Below are 17,655 nucleotides of genomic sequence, written 5' to 3'. Positions count from 1 at the left end.
CTGGCAATCAGTAAATGCCAAGGGGGTTCGTTATTTAATAGATCGCTTCCCAGCCTGCGGGTGTGACGAACAGGCGAATCGCCTTGATTTTGCGGTCGTCCATCAGGGTGAAGTAGTGGCGGTAGTTCGGTGGTACGGAGATCAGATCGCCTGGCTCCAGCTCAACGTCGAAGTAGCGACCATCTTTCCCTTTGATGGCGAAGATACCGTGACCATCGACGCAGAAGCGGCACTCATCGTCTGTGTGGTGATGCTCGCCCTTGAATTTTACCAACAGCTCGTCGAGGTTAGGCGTTTTGTCAGAAAGAACGATAATGTCCGCTGTCAAGTAACCGCGACGTTGGCTGATTGCATCGATTTCTGGTTTAAAGGTGTCGAGAATCTCTTGTTTTTCCTCGTCTGTCGGGCTGTAGTTATCACGGTGCTTGGGATCAAGGCGATCCACGCCCCATTTTTCGTAAATGATCTCTTGGGTATCCAGGAAGGAGACAACTTCCTCGGGTGCGGAGATGTACTCATTGTTGTCGTGAAAACGAATTTGTGCCATCGTTTATTCCTCCTTAATTGGTGGTTGTAGTGGACACGACTGCTTGGCGCAATTGCAGCCAGCGGGCGTGATACTCGAATAGGAATTCAAAAGCTTCCAGATGGCGCTTGGCCTCGAAGTCATTGCCGCCCCACGTGTAGATACCGTGGTTACGGATGAGTACGCCGGGAACTTCTGGTGAAATCACTTTTTCAATGGAGGTAGCCAAGGTCGGAATATCGGCAAAGTTCTCAACAATCGGAACAGTAATGCGCGCGTTTTCTTCCCAGATTCCGAGTCCCTTGATCAGCTCTTGTCCTTGAATGGAGAAAGCTCGTTGTCCAAAGTACAGCTCGGAAATGAGATTATTCCATACGGTATGGACGTGGAAGCAAGCCCCTGCCTTCGGGAACGTTTTGTAGACGACGGCGTGGATGAGCGTTTCCGCGGAAGGCTTGAGAGCAGTTTCATCCACTGGACGCGAGTCTTGATCTACCACCAGATAATCTTCGGGGGATAGCTTGGTTTTGTCTTTGCCGCTTGCCGTTACAGCAAATTGCAAGGGATCGCTTTGTATTTTAATAGAGAGATTGCCACTGGTGCCGGGAAACCAGTCCCGGCGGGCAAATGTCAGCTTGGCGTCATCCAGACGGCGAAAGGCATCCAGACGTTGTTCGAGTGTTGCAGTCATGAATTAGACGACCTCCTGTTGGACTTGCTGTAAAATGCGAATCACATCGTGGAATGTGGCAAACTTGCTATGCGGCAATTGCAGCTCTTCCGCCTTGTCAGCGAGGAAGGAACGAGCAATCACATAATCAGCGATTTTGGCACCAGCCAAATCAGTGATGGAGTCGCCGATGACGATGCGGAAATGGGTTGCGGGATCGTAACGGCGGATGATGGTCGTCTTGCACATGCCGCAGCCGTTCGTGCAATGTTCATCGCAAGCGTTTGGCCACGTAATGGTGATGCGCTCTCCGCTGAAATTACTGCCATTGCAGTAGATCGGTACATCGACAAGATCGAAGGGTGCCAGGATAGGCTCCAGGAAAAAGTCGATGCCGCCACTCGTGATCAACAGCTCGATGCCTTCTGCGCGGCAATAGCTCACAAATTCAGCAAATCCCGGGCGAATGGTCGCTTCATGGACAATAAAATCGATAATTTCCTGGCGCAAGGAGGAGGGCAAGAGTTGAAACAGCTTGCCAACCCCTTCCTGAACGCTTATTTTTTGCGAAAGGATTTGCTCCGTCAAGGCTTCCCACTCAGGGGGAGCAAACTTGCGGACAATCGCTACAATGTTGTCTTTTTCGGTAATCGTTCCGTCGAAATCGCAAAACAGGACGAGCTTCTTACTCATCGTGCGCCACCCCACTTTTCCAGGGCGACCGCCAGTTCTTGTGATTCCGAGGCAGCCTCTTCCAATGTTCGGCCTGCGGTGACTGCCTCAATCGCGGCAACGAAAGCTTTTGCTCCTGCGGTTGCTCCACCGGGATGACCGTGGATTCCGCCTCCTGCATTGACGATTTGATCGAGTCCGAAGTCTTGATACAGCTGTGGAACCAGCCCCGGATGAATGCCGGCAGACGGAACCGGGAAGGAACGGCGTACACCATTCAGTGGGTCTGTCAAATGCTTCGCGAGCTGCAACGCTTCTGTTTTGTCCAGAGCGACATTGCCATATGGGGATGGGAAAAGCACCAAATCCGCCCCAGCTACACGCATCAAAGTACCGAGTAGAAGGGGGGTGGCAATGCCGTAGTCAGGTGATGGATAGTATGCGCCTGCCAATGCTGGATGCGCCATGATTGGTACTTGTACGTCAGGATCGGCTGCTAAACGGTGCAGGGCATCGAAGCCAAAGGCCAGCACGTTGAACAAGAGGCAATCAGCACCCGCCTCTACTGCACGCTTCGCTTTTTCGTTCAGCTCATGCACAGGTCCAGTCAGGTTGGCTGCATAGAGGACGGGCTTGCCAGTTTCGGCTTCGGTCTCCTGTGCGATCTGCTTGAACGCTTTGATCCGTTCGATAAAAGGAGCGCGGTCATCTGCAAAGAAGATTTCGTCATCTTTCACGAGATCGACTCCGCCCAAGGCTTGTGCTCGGAATTGCGTCTTCAGATCGTCGAAAGGAAGACCCAGGCACGATTTGAAAATGCTCATCAAGAGCGGACGGTTATGTGCCCCTAAACGTTCGCGCAGACCATCAATGCCGAATTTCGGTCCAGGAAAAGCCTGTAGGAATGATTCAGGGAAAACGATGTCGATGAGCTTGATTTTGCCATCCATCGATAGTTTGCCGAATATTCCGGTTAACAAGGATGGAATGTCCGCTGTAAAATTGCGAGTCGGATAGCTAACGGTAATCAGACCGCGTGTTTCTCCGTTTTCCAGTGTCGTAATAGGTGTCGCGCTCACAGCTTCACCGAGATATGGCGCTAGCTCAGCTTGCTTGGCAAGCGGCAGGTCTGTCCAGGAACCGACTGTCATGCCGACAGCAATGGCTTGCGCTTTTTTGTTCAAGTCTTTTGCTTGGGTTAGATAGGTGACGAGGATACGTTGTTCACTCATGGTACGCCTAATCCTCCTTGAATTAATAAAAAAGCCTCCCCATTGAGCGGGGAGGCGGTTGTCGACTATGAAAGCGTCTCGTCTCCTCTCATCTCTCGGGTCAGTAGCCGAAACGAGCCAAAATTGCTCGATCTCGACTCTTATCCGTTGGAATTAGCACCGTTTCGCTATCCAAGGTACGCATGATGAGCGTACGATTCATGGTATAGCGCCGGTTGCCGGGCATCATAGGGCCAGTCCCTCAGCCAGCTCGCGATAAGAGTTATTCGTTTCCCCCATGATATGACGTTCATTGTCAGGAGTCAATCTTTGTTTTTGCAGAGAATGTGCAGCGGATTTTTAGAAAAATAAGACGAAGATGAAACTTTTTTACAATTCCTTCGTGGTAAGGGGTGAAAGGGTGTGAACGGCTTGGGAAAGTAGGTCTGGAGGATGTGTACCAGCTGCATGTAAACGATATTTACCGCTATCTTTTCCGGCTGACACGAGATGAGAGGTTGGCAGAGGATTTGACACAGGAAACCTTTTGTCGCGCCTTCTCTTCCTTGGAGGACTACCGTGGGGAAAAAGTACGGCCCTGGCTGTTCAAGGTGGCCTATCACGCTTTCGTGGATGTTTATCGCAAGAAGACAAAACAACGCTTTGCGTTTGTAGTAGCCTTGCCAGAGCGACCTGATCATTTGGCGGTTGATCCGGCAGAGCATGTCGTGAACAAAGAGCTGTGGGAAGTGGCCCATGACTATTTGGAGCAACTTCCGGAAAAGCAGAAACAGGTCATTTTGTTGTCTGCCATGCAGTTTTCCTACGCGGAAATGGCAGAGGTGCTCGGTATCGATCTGGCAGACGTCAAGCGTTCCTTGTTTCGGGGACGACAAAAGATGCGGCAGTTGTGGAGGGAGGAAATCCGGTGATGAACAAGGATGAGAATCATCGCGAGCAAAGGTTGCTTGCTTATTTGCGTGGAGAAATGACGGCAGAGGATTCGAAACAATTCGAGGAAGAAATAGCCGCTGACGAAGAGTACGCACAGCGGTTGGAAAGGCTTTTGTTGGGGGAAGAAACAGAAGAGGACAACGCGAAAACCAAACAGTCTGAAACACTGTCAGCTGAAAAACAGCGTGCCATTGTTCGCCGGGGGAAATGGAAAAATCGGTTGTCCAACGCAGGATTCACCATAGGGCTTCCCTTTCTGGCCGGAGTTGTGTTGCTGATTCTGAATGGCTGGGTGGGATCGCTGATGCATGAAGATCTGTTCCGCGTTGCAAAGTCGATGGTCAATTTTACTCAGCCAGGTGTGAGAGTGGGGGGGAGTGGTTCACAGGTCGGATTGCTGTACGGAAACATCAGCATGGAACTAAGCGAGCGGGTTGGGGGAGAGGAAAAAAATGCGGGTCGTTTTGAGAGTACGAATGTGCTGTGGAATGTGAATGCCAAGCCGCAATGGACGAACGGGGTCAGGGAGCAAAAGTTGTTTTTCCGTTATCCGGCAGAGGAGGAAACGGAGGATACCATGTCTCTCACCTCAGCTGCCTGGACGACAATGGAGAAGCTGCCCGAAGGAACGGTTTCGCAGCTTGCGATATCCTTTGACCACTTTCTGACGTACGAGGAGTATTATAAGCTGGTTACCCGCCATGTTACCTCTTCAGGTCAAGATACAGTCTGGCTTGCAATAGATACAGGGGTAGAGCTCAAGCAAGCTGAAAGCGGAGATGTGCTTTTTGGTTCCGGGGAAGTGTGGGGATTTGCCCAGCGAGAAATGGATTACGGTGGTGTATATAAAAAAGGGGCTGGGGACAGAGTAATCGCAAACTATCTGGAGGAGATGAGTTATTTGTCAGAGCAAGAGGAACTGGCTCGTGATATCGGAAAATCCTTACTCCCTGGCAGAGATATACAGATTGCAGAGCGATACAGTCACATACAGAAATACGGGGTTCGCATTTACGGAGCCGTCCTCACCGGACCTACGAAAGAACTGCTGAAGCTCAAGGCAGAAAAGTCGATAACAGCAGCGTTTTTAGGCAAGGTAGACTGGTGGAATTGGGAGCGACCTGCGGCATCCGGAACACAATACAGCTACTGATAGCAAGGTGCGAATTTTTGCACAAAAGGGTGTTGACATCGTGGAAGCGTTGGTTGTATGATTCAAACTAAATCAAAAACCGAATACGTTTTGGATACCTTATCCAGAGAAGGTGGAGGGACTGGCCCGATGATACCCGGCAACCGACATGACGCCATTTAGACGCGAGAAAGCGACTGATTAACAGGCGACATGCACGGTGCTAATTCCTGCAGAAACAAAAGTGGTCTGGAAGATAAGGGGGACATCAACACGGTTCTTACACGTGACGACAGCGACCTCTTTTCTTCGGGAAAAGAGGTCTTTTTTGCTCTCATGACACAAACAAAACAAGTAGAGATAGAGGAAAAATAAGTAGAGGGGAGTTTTGGAATCATGGCATATCGCGCATTGACTGAACAGGAAGCAGTGGAGTACGTAAAAGGAATACCGGGTCTTTTTAGCGAAGGAGCAGAGCTGACCAGCCGAGAAATCGGGGATGGCAACCTCAATCTGGTTTTTGACATTCAAGAGCCAGCAACCGGTAAGAGCGTCATTGTCAAGCAAGCACTGCCTTTTGCCCGCGTTGTGGGGGAATCTTGGCCGCTTACGATTGATCGGGCTCGCATCGAGAGCGAGGCACTCCGGATTCAGCACAAATACGTTCCAGACCTGGTGCCACAGGTGTATCATTTCGATGGGGAACTTGCGTTGACCGTCATGGAAAACGTTGGGGACCATATCATCATGCGCAAAGGGTTGATCGAAGGAAAGCGGTATCCGCTATTTGCGAAGCAGATTGGCCGTTTTCTCGCGCAAACGTTATTCTTCACATCCGATCTGGGCGCACATCCATACGATAAAAAAACGCTAGTCGGAACATTCATAAATCCAGAATTATGCAAAATAACAGAAGATCTCGTCTTTACCGATCCGTATGAAAATGCGCCTACCAACGACTTCAACCCGTTGATCCGCCGCGAAGTCGAGGCGATCTGGAACAACAGGCCGCTGAAGCTGGAAATCGCCAAGCTGAAATACGATTTCCTTACGCGATCGGAGGCGCTGCTGCATGGTGACTTGCATACTGGAAGTATTTTCATCACGGAAAACAGCCTAAAGGCAATCGATCCAGAGTTCGCTTACTACGGCCCAATCGGCTTTGACATTGGAGCGATTATTGCCAATCTGCTGCTCAACTACGCAGGACAGCACGGTCTGCAAAAAGATCAAGGAGAACGGGAAGCATACCGCGAATACTTACTGGAAACAGTCGAGGATGTCTGGAATGAATTCGTTTCACAATTCGTTCAACTCTGGCACAAGCACGCCAAAGAGCGCAGCGCCCATGTCGAAGGACTGTGGCAAAGCTACGTGAAGCGCCTGATTCAGGATACAGCAGGCTATGCCGGATGCAAAATCTTGCGTCGTGTCATTGGCTTGGCAGGCGTAGCGGACCTGAATGCCATCGAAGACGACCAGACTCGCGCAGAAGCAGAGCGTCTGGCTCTCTCGATTGGAGAAGCGCTGATTCTCGGTCGCGGCGGCATCGAGGAATCGACAGATATCACGGACATCGTACGCACAATAACTGAACGCTACTACCAGGAGGCTACAGCAGTATGACAACCAGCACTCAATTGGCACCTGTAAAGTGGGAGAATGACGCATTGGTCTTGCTTGACCAGACGCGTCTGCCAGTAGAAACGATTTATTTGAACTTGACCACCTCCGAGCAAGTATGGGGTTCCATCCGACGCTTGGAAGTACGTGGCGCACCAGCCATTGGCATGGCGGCAGCTTACGGGCTCTACCTGGGCATTCGTGGAAGTGAAGCGAGTAACTACGACGAGTTTTGGCAGGAATTGAACCAGCAGGCAGACTACCTGGGCTCTTCCCGTCCGACAGCGGTGAATCTGTTCTGGGCGTTGGATCGCATCAAGGCTCGTGTTGAAAAAGCAAGCGGTGCGTCGATTGCCGAGTTGAAGGCGGCAGTACTCGATGAAGCATTGGCGATTCAAAAGGAAGACGCTGAAGTATGCCGAACCATCGGGGAGCATCTGCTCACTCTGTTGCATGATGGTATGGGAATTCTCACGCACTGTAACCCAGGGGCATTGGCTACAGCAGCGTACGGCACGGCTACTGCTCCCTTTTATTTGGCAAAGGAACGCGGTTGGAACCTGAAGGTGTACGCGGATGAAACCCGTCCTGTTCTTCAAGGCGCTCGTCTTACTGCATTCGAATTGCAGCAAGCAGGAATTGATGTGACGCTGATCTGCGACAACATGGCGGCGATGGTCATGTCCCAAGGAAAAGTAGAGGCTGTCATCGTGGGGACAGACCGCGTAGCAGCGAACGGCGATGTCGCCAACAAAATCGGTACCTATGGGGTAGCGGTATTGGCAAAAGCTCACGGCATTCCTTTTTACGTGGCAGCTCCTTTGTCCTCCGTCGATTTGGACACACCGACAGGCGCAGATATTCCGATTGAAGAGCGTCCAGCCGAGGAAATTACCCATGGCTTGGGCAAACAGGTAGCTCCAGACGATATCAAGGTGTACAATCCTGCGTTCGATGTAACGCCTGCGAAGTACATTACAGCGATCGTTACCGAGACAGGCATTTTCAAGCCGGAAGAGATCGGCAATAGCAAAAAATAAAAGACATTTTTATATGCGTTCGCCTATTGTTGCTGGCGGGCGCTTTTTGCTCATTTTGGCGTTTTCTAGTAAAATATCCAAGAAAAGGGGAGATTCGTATGCAAACGATCCAACAGATAGCAATCAATGAAGATACGTACTTGAAGCAATTAGAATTAGCCGATGCTGAGCAGTTATTTTTGCTTACGGATTCGAACCGGGAGAATCTTATGGAATGGCTGCCGTGGCTGAATTATACGAAGAAGGTAGAGGATTCTCGCCAATTCATCCAAGCGACGATTCATCAGTACAACGATAATCGCGGCATCCACTACGGTATTTGGTACCAAGGACGTCTGGCTGGTACAGTCGGCGTACATACAGTGGATTGGATCAACAAAAAGACGTCCATTGGCTATTGGCTGGGTGCGCAATTTCAGGGAAAGGGCCTGATGACAGAAGCAGTGGCGACCTACTTGGACGTGTTAATCTTTGGATCATGGGATTTGGAAAAAGTAACGATTCAGGCTGCTACGGAAAACTACAAGAGCAGATCGATCCCGGAACGATTAGGGTTTCAACTGGAAGGGATACTTCGCCGGAATGAATTCCTTTACGATCATTACGTGGATCATGCCACTTACAGCCTGCTAAAAGAGGAATGGCTTGACTGGAAAACCGATAAAAAATCTTAGATTGAACTGTATGCATTGATTGACAATGAAAATTCTGTAAATTACGATGGTGAAGACAGATCAAGAGGGCTGCGCGTGATTCGCAAGCCCTTTTTTAGTCGTGCTGTTAGGTCTAAATAAATAGAGGTGATTTACATGCAGACACTTCGGCAATTATCTTGGTTTTTTCGTGCCTATTGGAAGCGATACGTCATTGGAATCTCTGTGCTGTTTGTCATCGATGTTCTCATGCTATGGCCGCCGAAATTAATCGGGGATACGGTCGATTCGATTCGCAACAGTTCCCTGACGGACGCTGACTTGACGCAAACAGTGGTCATCTTGCTCGTATTGGGTGTGAGCTTGTATGGGTTGCGGTTTCTTTGGCGGTACTTGTTAAATGGGGGAGCCTTGATTCTGGAAAGAACGCTACGTGAGCGACTGTTTGCCCATTTGACCAGAATGACCCCGTCGTTTTTTCATCGCAAGCGCAGTGGTGATCTGATGGCCGTGGCTACCAACGACATTCCCGCCATTGAACAAACGGCGAGTACAGGGGTGCTTACGCTTGTCGATGCGTTGTTCATGACCGTGTTAACGCTAGGCGTCATGGTGACCGCGATTGATTGGAAGCTGACGCTGGCTGCGCTGATCCCGATGCCGTTTTTGGCTTGGTCAACGGCGTACTATGGAAAGTTGCTGCATGATCGCTTTTACTTGGCACAGGAAGCCTTCGGAGAGATGAATGATCATGTTCAACAATCCGTATCGGGCGTTCGGGTATTGAGAGCATTTGTTCAGGAAAAGGCCGATATCGAGGCATATCGCCGGGTGAGTGAAAAAACGTTGGAGCGAAATGTGAGCGTTTCGCGGATCGACGCCTTGTTCGAGCCGACGATCGCGATTATTATTGGCTTCAGCTTTTTGATCGGGCTGGGCTATGGCACGTATTTGGTGTTCACTAGCGCTATCTCCTTAGGGGATTTGGTTGCGTTCAATTTGTACCTGGGACTTTTAATTTGGCCGATGTTCGCTTTTGGTTGGCTGGTTAATGTGTTGCAACGTGGTGGTGCCTCCCACAAACGTTTTACAGAGCTAATGGTGGAGCAGCCAGATGTGACGGAGGCAGCGAATCCAGTCACGAGCCAAATCGCCAATACCGTAGAAGCACGCCATTTTTCCTTTACGTATCCGGGCACTGACAAGCCAGCACTCACCGACATCTCGTTTCGTTTGGGTGAAGGAGAGACGCTTGGGATTGTCGGGAGGACGGGAAGCGGCAAGTCGACGTTGTGCCGTGCCTTGTTGCATCAATATCAGATGAAGGAACAAGTCCTGTTTATCGGGGGCATCCCAATTGAAGGACTCGCGTTCGATACGCTGCGGGAAAAAATCGGCTATGTGCCCCAGGAGCATTTGCTGTTCTCACGGACGATTGCCGAAAATGTTGCATTCGGGAAACCACAAGCGACGACCGAGGAAGTGATGCATGCGCTGGAGCTTGCGGAGATGAAGAGAGATTTGGCCCAATTCAGAGAGGGCTTGCAAACCATGGTTGGGGAGAAGGGGGTCACCCTCTCTGGGGGGCAAAAACAGCGCATTTCCATCGCACGCGCTCTTTTGATGGATGCGGGGATTCTGATTCTCGACGATTCACTATCGGCAGTGGATGCGCGGACGGAGGAGAGTATCCTTCGTCATCTGCGACAGGAGCGCGCGGATAAAACGACCATTATTACTGCTCATCGTCTCTCTGCCGTACAGCACGCTCAACTGATTCTCGTGCTAGATGAGGGGCAGATCGTCGAGCGGGGGACACATGACGAGCTGATGCAGCGCAACGGCTGGTATGCAGAGCAGTACCGTCGTCAGCAAATGGAGCAGGATGTGGCTGGTTGAGAGAGGGGGAAAACGTTTCATGAGCAAACAAAATGTATGGGGGCGTTTGACCGAGTACGCCAGGCCATTTCAAAAGCAAATACTAGGCGCATTGTTCCTGCTCTTGCTGGGAACGAGTGCAGAGCTAGCGGGGCCTTTTTTAGCCAAGGTCATGATTGATAATCACATCCTGGCGATCCAAAAGCCTTGGTATCAGCTGGACGAAGTGCCACCACAAGCAGCGGGGCAAGTCGCCTCAGTAAACGGTACGAACTATATTCGTGAAGATGTCGCTGCAAAGACAGGACTTGCTTTGGACAGGAGCAATCAAAAAGAAGTAACTGTGCTGACAGAAGGCACGACTTATTACTTGGTTTCTGGCAAGGTGAATCCAAATACGGAGAAGAAATTCACCCCGATTGCGCCAGAAAACGGCAGGGAACTCTTCGAGGTAACAACGAAGGATCCATCAGGTCAAAAGATGTCCTCCACAGGGATTCGGCTAACCGCAGAGGAAGTCAAGGGGATGTACCAAGGGGATGTTCTGCCTATTGTCTGGCTGTCCGTAGGTTATGGGGCACTGATTTTGCTCTCAGCTGGATTCAATTACGTCCAGATTTTGTGGCTACAAAAAATCGCACAGCGCATCATTCAGCAAATGCGGATGAAGCTGTTTATCCATTTGCAAAAGCTCCCGGTTGCCTTTTTTGACAAAACGCCAGTAGGTGCGCTTGTCTCCCGTGTGAGCAATGATACAGAAGCCATCCGTGAGCTGTATGTAAGTGTGCTCGCCACATTTGTACAGAACGGTCTTTATTTGATTGGAATCTTGATCGCACTCTACCTCTTGCAGCCTGAGCTCGCCCTCTTCTGCTTTTTGACAGTGCCAGTGCTCGTACTGTTAGTCTACGTGTATCAAAGGTACAGCTCTCGCTACTATGCAGTGATTCGCGCGAAGCTCGGTGATATGAACACAACGATCAATGAAATGATCCAGAACATGACGATTGTGCAGGCTTTTCGTCGGGAGAAAGGTGTACAAAAGGAGTTTGCTGATGTAAGCGAAGACTACTTCAAGGTGCGGATGAAAGAAATCAATCTTGAATCTTTGCTTTTGCGCCCAGCGGTAGATTTGATCTGGAAAATTTCCTTGACCCTGATCGTCTGGTATTACGGCTCTACATCTTTCCACAGTGCGATTTCCTTCGGTGCGCTTTTTGCATTTGTCGATTATATGGGGCGTTTTTTCGAACCGATCAATATGATCATGAATCGGTTGTCGCAAATGCAGCAGGCGACTATTTCGGCGGGACGCGTCTTTGAAATTATGGATGAGCTGCCGGAGAAAAAAGAAGCTGGTGCGCAAATCGAGCGCCCGCGTGGTGAGGTTGTCTTTGATAACGTTTCTTTTGCCTATCAGGGTGATGATTACGTTTTGAAAAACGTCTCCTTTACGGCGCAGCCTGGTCAAACGATTGCGCTGGTAGGGCACACCGGATCGGGAAAAAGCTCCTTGATGAATTTGCTGCTCGGGTTCTATCCGGTGACGAAAGGGAGCATTTTAATCGACGGACAAGATATGAGACAGATTGATACGCACTCATTGCGCAGTCATGTCGGCCTCGTTTTGCAGGACCCGTTCTTGTTTACGGGAAGCATTGGATTCAATATTCGTATGTACAAGAATACGATTACGGATGAAGAAGTGAAGCGGGCTGCAAAAGCGGTACGTGCTGACGAATTCATCTCCAAACTGCCGGGCGCATATGACGAACCGGTCGTCGAGCGAGGCATGACACTATCCGCCGGTCAACGTCAATTGATCTCTTTTGCACGTGCATTGGTTGCAGATCCCGCGATGCTGATCCTGGATGAAGCAACGGCAAGCATTGACAGTGAAACAGAGCTAGCCATTCAGGAAGCGTTGCATGTACTATCAAAAGGTAGGACGACATTCATCATTGCACACCGCTTGTCAACGATTCAACACGCGGACCAGATTCTTGTCTTGTCCCGAGGTGAAATCATGGAAAGAGGTACCCATGATGAACTCATGGCGCAAAATGGTCTTTATCAAAAAATGTATCAGCTTCAGCAGGGGAGTGCTTCCGTAGAGAGTGCTTAATAGGAGGCTAGGGAGGAGAAACAACACCATGTCACAGTCACGTTACACCTTTTGGGTGTTGATTTTGGCTGTCGGTATTGCGGGGGTAAGCCAAGGCTTGACGATCCCGATGCTGACGGTTTTATTGGAAAAACAAGGGGTTTCATCCGTAATGAACGGGCTCAATGCTGCTGCCTTGTATATTGGGATGGTCATGGTCAATCCATTTTTGGAAATCCCACTGCGGCGCATTGGATACCGATCCACGATATTATGGGGATTGCTGTTAGTGACGATCGCAACAGCACTCATCCCGATGTTCAGTCATTTGGCAGTCTGGTTCGTATTACGCTTATTGATGGGTGTGGGCGATAGTGGTTTACATTATGCAAGCCAAATGTGGGTGACGAAGATTGCAGCTCCTGAGAATCGTGGACGTGATCTTTCCATTTACGGGTTGGCTTATGGAGTGGGCTTTAGTGTTGGTCCACTAGGCTTAAGCGTGCTGCATTTGGGGATTTGGGTACCTTTTGGTGGCTTGCTCGTTCTTTATCTGATTGCCTTCTTATTATTATCCCGGATCAAAAATGAATTCCCAGCACAGATTGAACAAACGGAAAAGAAGCAAAACAAATATGCATTTGTATTGCGACTTGCCTGGCTGGCGCTGATTCCTTCGTTTTTGTACGGATTCATGGAGACGTCACTCAATGGCAGTTTTCCCGTTTACGCCTTGCGTACCGGCTTGTCCGTTGAATGGGTTTCCTTGATCCTTCCGTCGTTTGTCGTGGGAAGCATTATCTTGCAGATGCCGCTGGGGGCATTGAGTGACCGAGTCGGACGAAAGCAGGTCATGCTCGTGTGTGCGCTTGTAGGGGGGTTGGCCTTCTTCCTGTTCCCGTTTGCAGGCGAAAACGTATGGCTGATGATGCTGTTGTTGGCCATAGCAGGAGCGGCTGTCGGCTCGTTTTACTCGCTGGGCTTGGCTTTTTCTGCAGATATATTACCAGCCTCGATGGTTCCTACCGCAGGAATTATCGCAGGCGTCAATTTTGGTGTCGCCAGTATTTTGGCTCCGAATGTGAATGGTCTGCTGATGGACGTGTGGGAGCCGTGGACGATCTTTTGGCTGATGGGATCACTGCTCATTGTGTTCGCGGCAGCTTGCCTGTTTTTCAAGCAAAAAGCAACGCAGGAACAGACGTATTCAATGCCGTTGCAAAAACAGGGGTAAAAACAAGGAGGATAAGCTTCGCCAAGTTTTTGGCGAGGCTTTTATTTTTTGCCCAAAAAAGCATAAACGGGCATCAAGGAGGGAAGCGTATGAATAGTAAGTAGAACAGCATGATTGGAAGGGGTTACCCAATGCTGACACCTTGCATTTTCAGAAGAGGCATTGCCTGGATCTTATTTTTCGTCCTCAGTCTGGTAATCATCCCGTTTTTCTCAGATGACGACCAGTCTCCGAAACCGTCTGCACCTGCACCTGCCACTACAAATGCAACTTCGCAGCCATAGCAACTGACAAAGAGGCTACAAAAAAGACCGTTGATCTGAGAAAGGTACAGTCACTCACAAAAGATGAGGAGACTGTACCTTTTTCTTTAGAAAAAATGCGATTGATTCGATTCGGATGAATAAATATTAATTTCCTACCTCAGATTTTATCTAATACTGGATAGTCTCACCAAAGTGAAAGTACCCAAACATCTTTCATTATGGTTCTATTGGAGTAAACTTAGGCACTTTCTTTTTGTATTCTTCAGCAGCATCAAATGAAAGCAAGCTAACATTTTCGGGTGCTTTTGTTCGAGATAAATGAATGCCGTGCAGACAAGAATTACACCAGATATCTAAAAATCCTGCTCTGGATTTTAAATCTCCGACATATTGATAATCAATTTTTAATTGATGGCAATCAGGGCATTCAATTTCAGGAACTTCTTGGTCAATTTCAGCGATGATAGTGGTTAGCTTAATCCAATCCTTAAATTGTGAGTTACTCAATTGCTATCTCCTCTTTCGTTTATAATACTCCCACCATGAGTCTTCTGAACCATATGCCCCTTTTTCAAACTCAAGTAACATTTCATGGTCTTGGGGCTTCCCGAAAGTTTTTGTTTGGTAAATATGAATTCTCTCGTGTCCTAATGTTTTAACTAAATTTTCCTTATTGCTAAAAGCATCAGGGTATAATATTATCCTGTTTCCTTTTGGGTCAGCCCACCCATACAAGTCCTTACCAACTAATTCAGCGTCTCGATTTATTTCTATTTTAATTCCTTTTAATCCAATACCTGCATCTTCTGCAACTTTTTCAACGTGCCTTAATTGCATGGGTTCAGACAGGTCTTTGAATTCTCCAGTGTTTGAGGTTCGGCGGTATAAATTTTGTTGAATATTACGCTGTACTTTCTTTCCTTTCTTTGCCGCATCGATTAAATCCTTTATGTTTTTACTTCTCCCCAAGGTAATTGCTTGCAAGGCAAGTCCACCGATTGCAATTCCATCTGCGATATTGATAGTATCATCCCGCAACGTATCGATGTCCTCTTGCATTGGCTCGATATAGCCTTCCCTTACAAATACTCCAACACCCTTGGGCAAATCCTCTGCCGCCTTTTGCAAACCTTTCGGCAAATCATTTGCGGCTTTCTCTAAAGCCCCGGGCAGCTCACTTGTCGCCTTTTGCATCGCAGCAGGAACGTCTCCCAACTTGGAGATTCCTTTCACGAAGTTATCCCACATAGTTGGCTTTTCCTGTGGCTTCTCGCAAGCTGGTCCTTGTCCAAAACCGGATTCTGTCGACCCGCTTTGTGCTAGCGACTGAACTCCTATCGTCACCCCACCCAAATCCTGCCCATCATCTTCAATCTTGATCAGTCCACAATGGAAGCACATATTGGTTGATTTGTTCAGCAATGCCGGATAGTCTCCGACCACTTTGTCCGCTTTGCCATCGATCCATGGCATTGTCGTCAGAGGTGTGCACGGCATAGGTGTAAGTACGCCATTGTTGGCTGCTGTGGCAGAAGCGACTACGGGATTTTTTAAGCTACTGCATTTTCCGAAAGGCATGATGTTTACATTGGGAACAAAATCCATGATGTTCATTTGGGGCTTCCCTTTTACAAAAACACCATGACTGAACGTCATTTTTAACCGACTTACCTTACTGCCGTTGCTACATGATAGAATGGCACCAACAACCACGTAACTCTTGCGTTCCGCATTCGATTTTTGGACGGTGATATCTTCAATATTGGGCATGCAGTCTCCTCCTCTCAGGCAGATTCCTATACAGATGGAAGATGCTTGTGTTGAAAGATGAATGACTGATATCCAATCTATATAAATAAAGGGGAAAATACCCATACATTGAGATATCGGATGTGAAGTGGTGACAAACAATAGATAGAAAGTCTCGAATGCACCGTGCATCTATAGGTACTTGGATAGGAGTATTGAATGGAACATACAAAAGACGACCCTATCCCCAAAAATTTGAGGATAGGGTCGTCTTTTGAAGCAGTCACGCAAAACTTAGCGAGTAACAAAATTTTGCGTGAAATACGGGCGGCCATCTTTCATAACGATACCGACACCGAGCTGCTTGAATTTTGGATTGAGCAAGTTTTGACGATGGCCTGCGGAGTTCATCCAGCTCATATGGGCTTCGACCCCATCTAGCTGTCCGTAGGCAATATTTTCACCAGCTGTGCTGTAACGAATGCCGGCTTTCTTCAAACGGTCAAACGGACTTCCCGTAGAAGGGGAGGTATGGTTGAAAAAGTTATGCTGGCCCATGTCTTGGCTGTGTGCTCTAGCTACTGCTGCCACTTGTTCATCCCAAGTGATAACAGGCAGTTTGGCACGTTGTCTCGCCACGTTGAGCAAGTCCAAATTTTGTTTCTCGTATGCGAGCGTTGCCTGCTTCATCTGTGCGTCTGTCAGTTTCGGCAGTTCCGGTAATTTCGTATAGGAAATGGGATACATCAAGCCAATCGCAATAGTGGCAAAATGCTCAGGAGTAGAGATGCGTACTCCTGCGACTTTGTTTCCACCCAGCTGATCGATAGAGAAGGTGATTGCTTGATTGTTTTGGATATAGGTCGGATGAGCAAGGGTATTTTTTTGGATACGCAAACTCGGCATGATCGTCAGCGTGTCTTGCGGTGCACCCCAGCTATTTTGTAGGTCTTTAGTGGTAGATCCAATCGTGATGCCTTTCAAATTCAGCTTGGCTCCATTGGTAAACAATGTCACAACTTTGCCGTTTTGCATGCCGACTTGAATGTAGTTGTTCAAATCTTGATTGTAAATCCACCATTCCACACCCGTATGACTAGGATCAATGCGGGCAGGCTTGCCTAATGTTTGTTCGACCTGCGCTGTGCTCATTCCTAGTTGAAGATTATAGACGTTATTGGTTTTAACGGCTGCTGCTTGAGGGGCAGCCGTTGCAGCTGAAACAGGAAGGACAGGGGCAACGTGGCCGAGCAGAGCCAGCGAAAGGCTCAGGGCGAGGATGCTGGTTACTTTGTGTTTACGCATGTATCTTCCTCCTCGGTTGAGATAGAATCTGCCTTGTTGGTAATGGTATCGGCAGGAAGCCTCTACAAAAATAGGGACCAAGGAAGCAAAAATAAAACCCCCGCTATAGAGCGGAGGTTACGGGCGACGATCCCGGATGACATACGTTTTGGCGATCAGATCATGCCAGCCTTGCTTGCGTGGGTGCCAGGCAACCCATAGATAGCCCAGTCCGAATACGAGTGAAGCGACGAATTTACCGATGACTTCTCGTAAAAATACTTGTCCGCCTGTCAGATTGCCTCGCACCTGCTTGGCACTGATGACACGGATGCCTGTGATCAGCTTTCCCAAGGTTTGTCCGGTCCACCAGGTCAGTATGATCATATAGAGGAGATCAAACAACACCTCCAAAAAATCAATGAATGGAAAAGAGGCGTAAGGAACGGCAAAAACACGGCGCAACGGATTGAAAATGAGGTAGCTAATCCCAATCAAGAACATCGAATCAAGGAGCGATGCCACCACACGAATCCAGAAGCCTGCATACGAATGCTGTGGATGGGCTTCATGATAGGACTCATGGGATGCAGGATCATGTGCTTTTTCATCGTCGGGAAGCTGGTTCATGAGAAGCCACTCCTTTCCTTTTTAACAGG

The 17,655-nt window shown here is 48.8% G+C and carries 15 protein-coding genes, 1 pseudogene and 2 riboswitches; of the genes and pseudogenes, 8 read left to right on the top strand and 8 right to left on the bottom strand.

Going from position 1 to position 17,655, the window contains the following annotated elements; translation table 11 throughout:
* Nucleotides 1–34 precede the first annotated feature (34 nt).
* The 4 genes from HP401_RS09760 to HP401_RS09745 are packed head-to-tail and all read right to left on the bottom strand — an operon-like array spanning nucleotide 35 to nucleotide 3,100.
* Nucleotides 35–547 carry a 1,2-dihydroxy-3-keto-5-methylthiopentene dioxygenase gene (locus HP401_RS09760; RefSeq protein ID WP_015893125.1) on the bottom strand — a complete coding sequence of 171 codons (513 nt, stop codon included), beginning with the start codon at nucleotides 545–547 and terminating at the stop codon, nucleotides 35–37.
* A 13-nt stretch (nucleotides 548–560) separates the two neighbouring features.
* Nucleotides 561–1,217 (bottom strand): methylthioribulose 1-phosphate dehydratase, encoded by a 657-nt coding sequence (locus HP401_RS09755; RefSeq protein ID WP_173604881.1) that lies wholly within the window; start codon nucleotides 1,215–1,217, stop codon nucleotides 561–563.
* A gap of 3 nt (nucleotides 1,218–1,220) precedes the next feature.
* Entirely contained in the window at nucleotides 1,221–1,889 is a 669-nt protein-coding gene (locus tag HP401_RS09750) for a 2-hydroxy-3-keto-5-methylthiopentenyl-1-phosphate phosphatase (RefSeq protein ID WP_173604880.1), read from the bottom strand.
* Nucleotides 1,886–3,100, bottom strand: a complete 1,215-nt coding sequence (locus HP401_RS09745) for a 2,3-diketo-5-methylthiopentyl-1-phosphate enolase (RefSeq protein WP_173604879.1) — start codon at nucleotides 3,098–3,100, stop codon at nucleotides 1,886–1,888. The genes HP401_RS09750 and HP401_RS09745 overlap by 4 nt, the downstream gene beginning before the upstream one ends.
* Nucleotides 3,101–3,185: 85 nt before the next feature.
* Nucleotides 3,186–3,362: riboswitch (SAM riboswitch) on the bottom strand.
* Between the two features lie 172 nt (nucleotides 3,363–3,534).
* On the opposite strand from HP401_RS09745, the gene HP401_RS09740 reads away from it, so the two are divergent.
* The 8 genes from HP401_RS09740 (at nucleotide 3,535) to HP401_RS09705 (ending at nucleotide 13,697) form a co-directional block, all read left to right on the top strand.
* Nucleotides 3,535–4,011, top strand: coding sequence for a sigma-70 family RNA polymerase sigma factor (locus tag HP401_RS09740; RefSeq protein WP_173604903.1), 477 nt, complete (start codon nucleotides 3,535–3,537; stop codon nucleotides 4,009–4,011).
* A complete protein-coding gene (locus HP401_RS09735) occupies nucleotides 4,011–5,186 on the top strand; it encodes an anti-sigma factor (protein WP_173604878.1) in 1,176 nt (391 codons plus the stop codon). Before HP401_RS09740 ends, HP401_RS09735 begins: the two co-directional genes overlap by 1 nt.
* 96 nt (nucleotides 5,187–5,282) lie before the next feature.
* A riboswitch (SAM riboswitch) is annotated at nucleotides 5,283–5,428 on the top strand.
* 133 nt (nucleotides 5,429–5,561) lie between these two features.
* The gene (gene mtnK, locus HP401_RS09730) at nucleotides 5,562–6,791 is read left to right on the top strand and encodes an S-methyl-5-thioribose kinase (protein ID WP_087343500.1); all 1,230 of its coding nucleotides are present in this window, start codon (nucleotides 5,562–5,564) and stop codon (nucleotides 6,789–6,791) included.
* On the top strand, nucleotides 6,788–7,828 hold the full coding sequence (mtnA, locus tag HP401_RS09725) for an S-methyl-5-thioribose-1-phosphate isomerase (protein ID WP_087343497.1): 1,041 nt from the start codon (nucleotides 6,788–6,790) through the stop codon (nucleotides 7,826–7,828). Before mtnK ends, mtnA begins: the two co-directional genes overlap by 4 nt.
* 98 nt (nucleotides 7,829–7,926) lie before the next feature.
* The gene (locus tag HP401_RS09720) at nucleotides 7,927–8,502 is read left to right on the top strand and encodes a GNAT family N-acetyltransferase (protein ID WP_087343494.1); all 576 of its coding nucleotides are present in this window, start codon (nucleotides 7,927–7,929) and stop codon (nucleotides 8,500–8,502) included.
* Nucleotides 8,503–8,637: 135 nt separating this feature from the next.
* Nucleotides 8,638–10,380: an ABC transporter ATP-binding protein gene (locus HP401_RS09715; RefSeq protein WP_173604877.1), complete on the top strand. Its 1,743-nt coding sequence runs from the start codon at nucleotides 8,638–8,640 to the stop codon at nucleotides 10,378–10,380.
* A 19-nt stretch (nucleotides 10,381–10,399) separates the two neighbouring features.
* Nucleotides 10,400–12,484, top strand: coding sequence for an ABC transporter ATP-binding protein (locus tag HP401_RS09710; RefSeq protein ID WP_173604876.1), 2,085 nt, complete (start codon nucleotides 10,400–10,402; stop codon nucleotides 12,482–12,484).
* Nucleotides 12,485–12,512: 28 nt separating this feature from the next.
* On the top strand, nucleotides 12,513–13,697 hold the full coding sequence (locus HP401_RS09705) for an MFS transporter (RefSeq protein WP_172141263.1): 1,185 nt from the start codon (nucleotides 12,513–12,515) through the stop codon (nucleotides 13,695–13,697).
* Nucleotides 13,698–14,179: 482 nt separating this feature from the next.
* Here HP401_RS09705 and HP401_RS09700 read toward each other — a convergent pair whose 3' ends face one another.
* From HP401_RS09700 to HP401_RS09685, 4 genes and pseudogenes are all read right to left on the bottom strand, one after another.
* Entirely contained in the window at nucleotides 14,180–14,470 is a 291-nt protein-coding gene (locus HP401_RS09700; protein WP_173604875.1) for a hypothetical protein, read from the bottom strand.
* A gap of 846 nt (nucleotides 14,471–15,316) precedes the next feature.
* Nucleotides 15,317–15,733 (bottom strand): annotated as a pseudogene (locus HP401_RS35600) (DUF4280 domain-containing protein); the annotation flags it as partial.
* Nucleotides 15,734–16,006: 273 nt separating this feature from the next.
* The gene (locus HP401_RS09690; protein ID WP_254457038.1) at nucleotides 16,007–17,017 is read right to left on the bottom strand and encodes a CAP domain-containing protein; all 1,011 of its coding nucleotides are present in this window, start codon (nucleotides 17,015–17,017) and stop codon (nucleotides 16,007–16,009) included.
* Between the two features lie 117 nt (nucleotides 17,018–17,134).
* Nucleotides 17,135–17,626, bottom strand: coding sequence for an RDD family protein (locus HP401_RS09685; protein WP_173604872.1), 492 nt, complete (start codon nucleotides 17,624–17,626; stop codon nucleotides 17,135–17,137).
* Nucleotides 17,627–17,655: the final 29 nt, after the last annotated feature.

The sequence above is a fragment of the Brevibacillus sp. HB2.2 genome (assembly GCF_013284275.1).
Lineage (GTDB): Bacteria > Bacillota > Bacilli > Brevibacillales > Brevibacillaceae > Brevibacillus > Brevibacillus brevis_D.
Note: the sequence above shows the minus strand (reverse complement) of the source record. Positions and strands in the feature narration are given on the sequence as shown.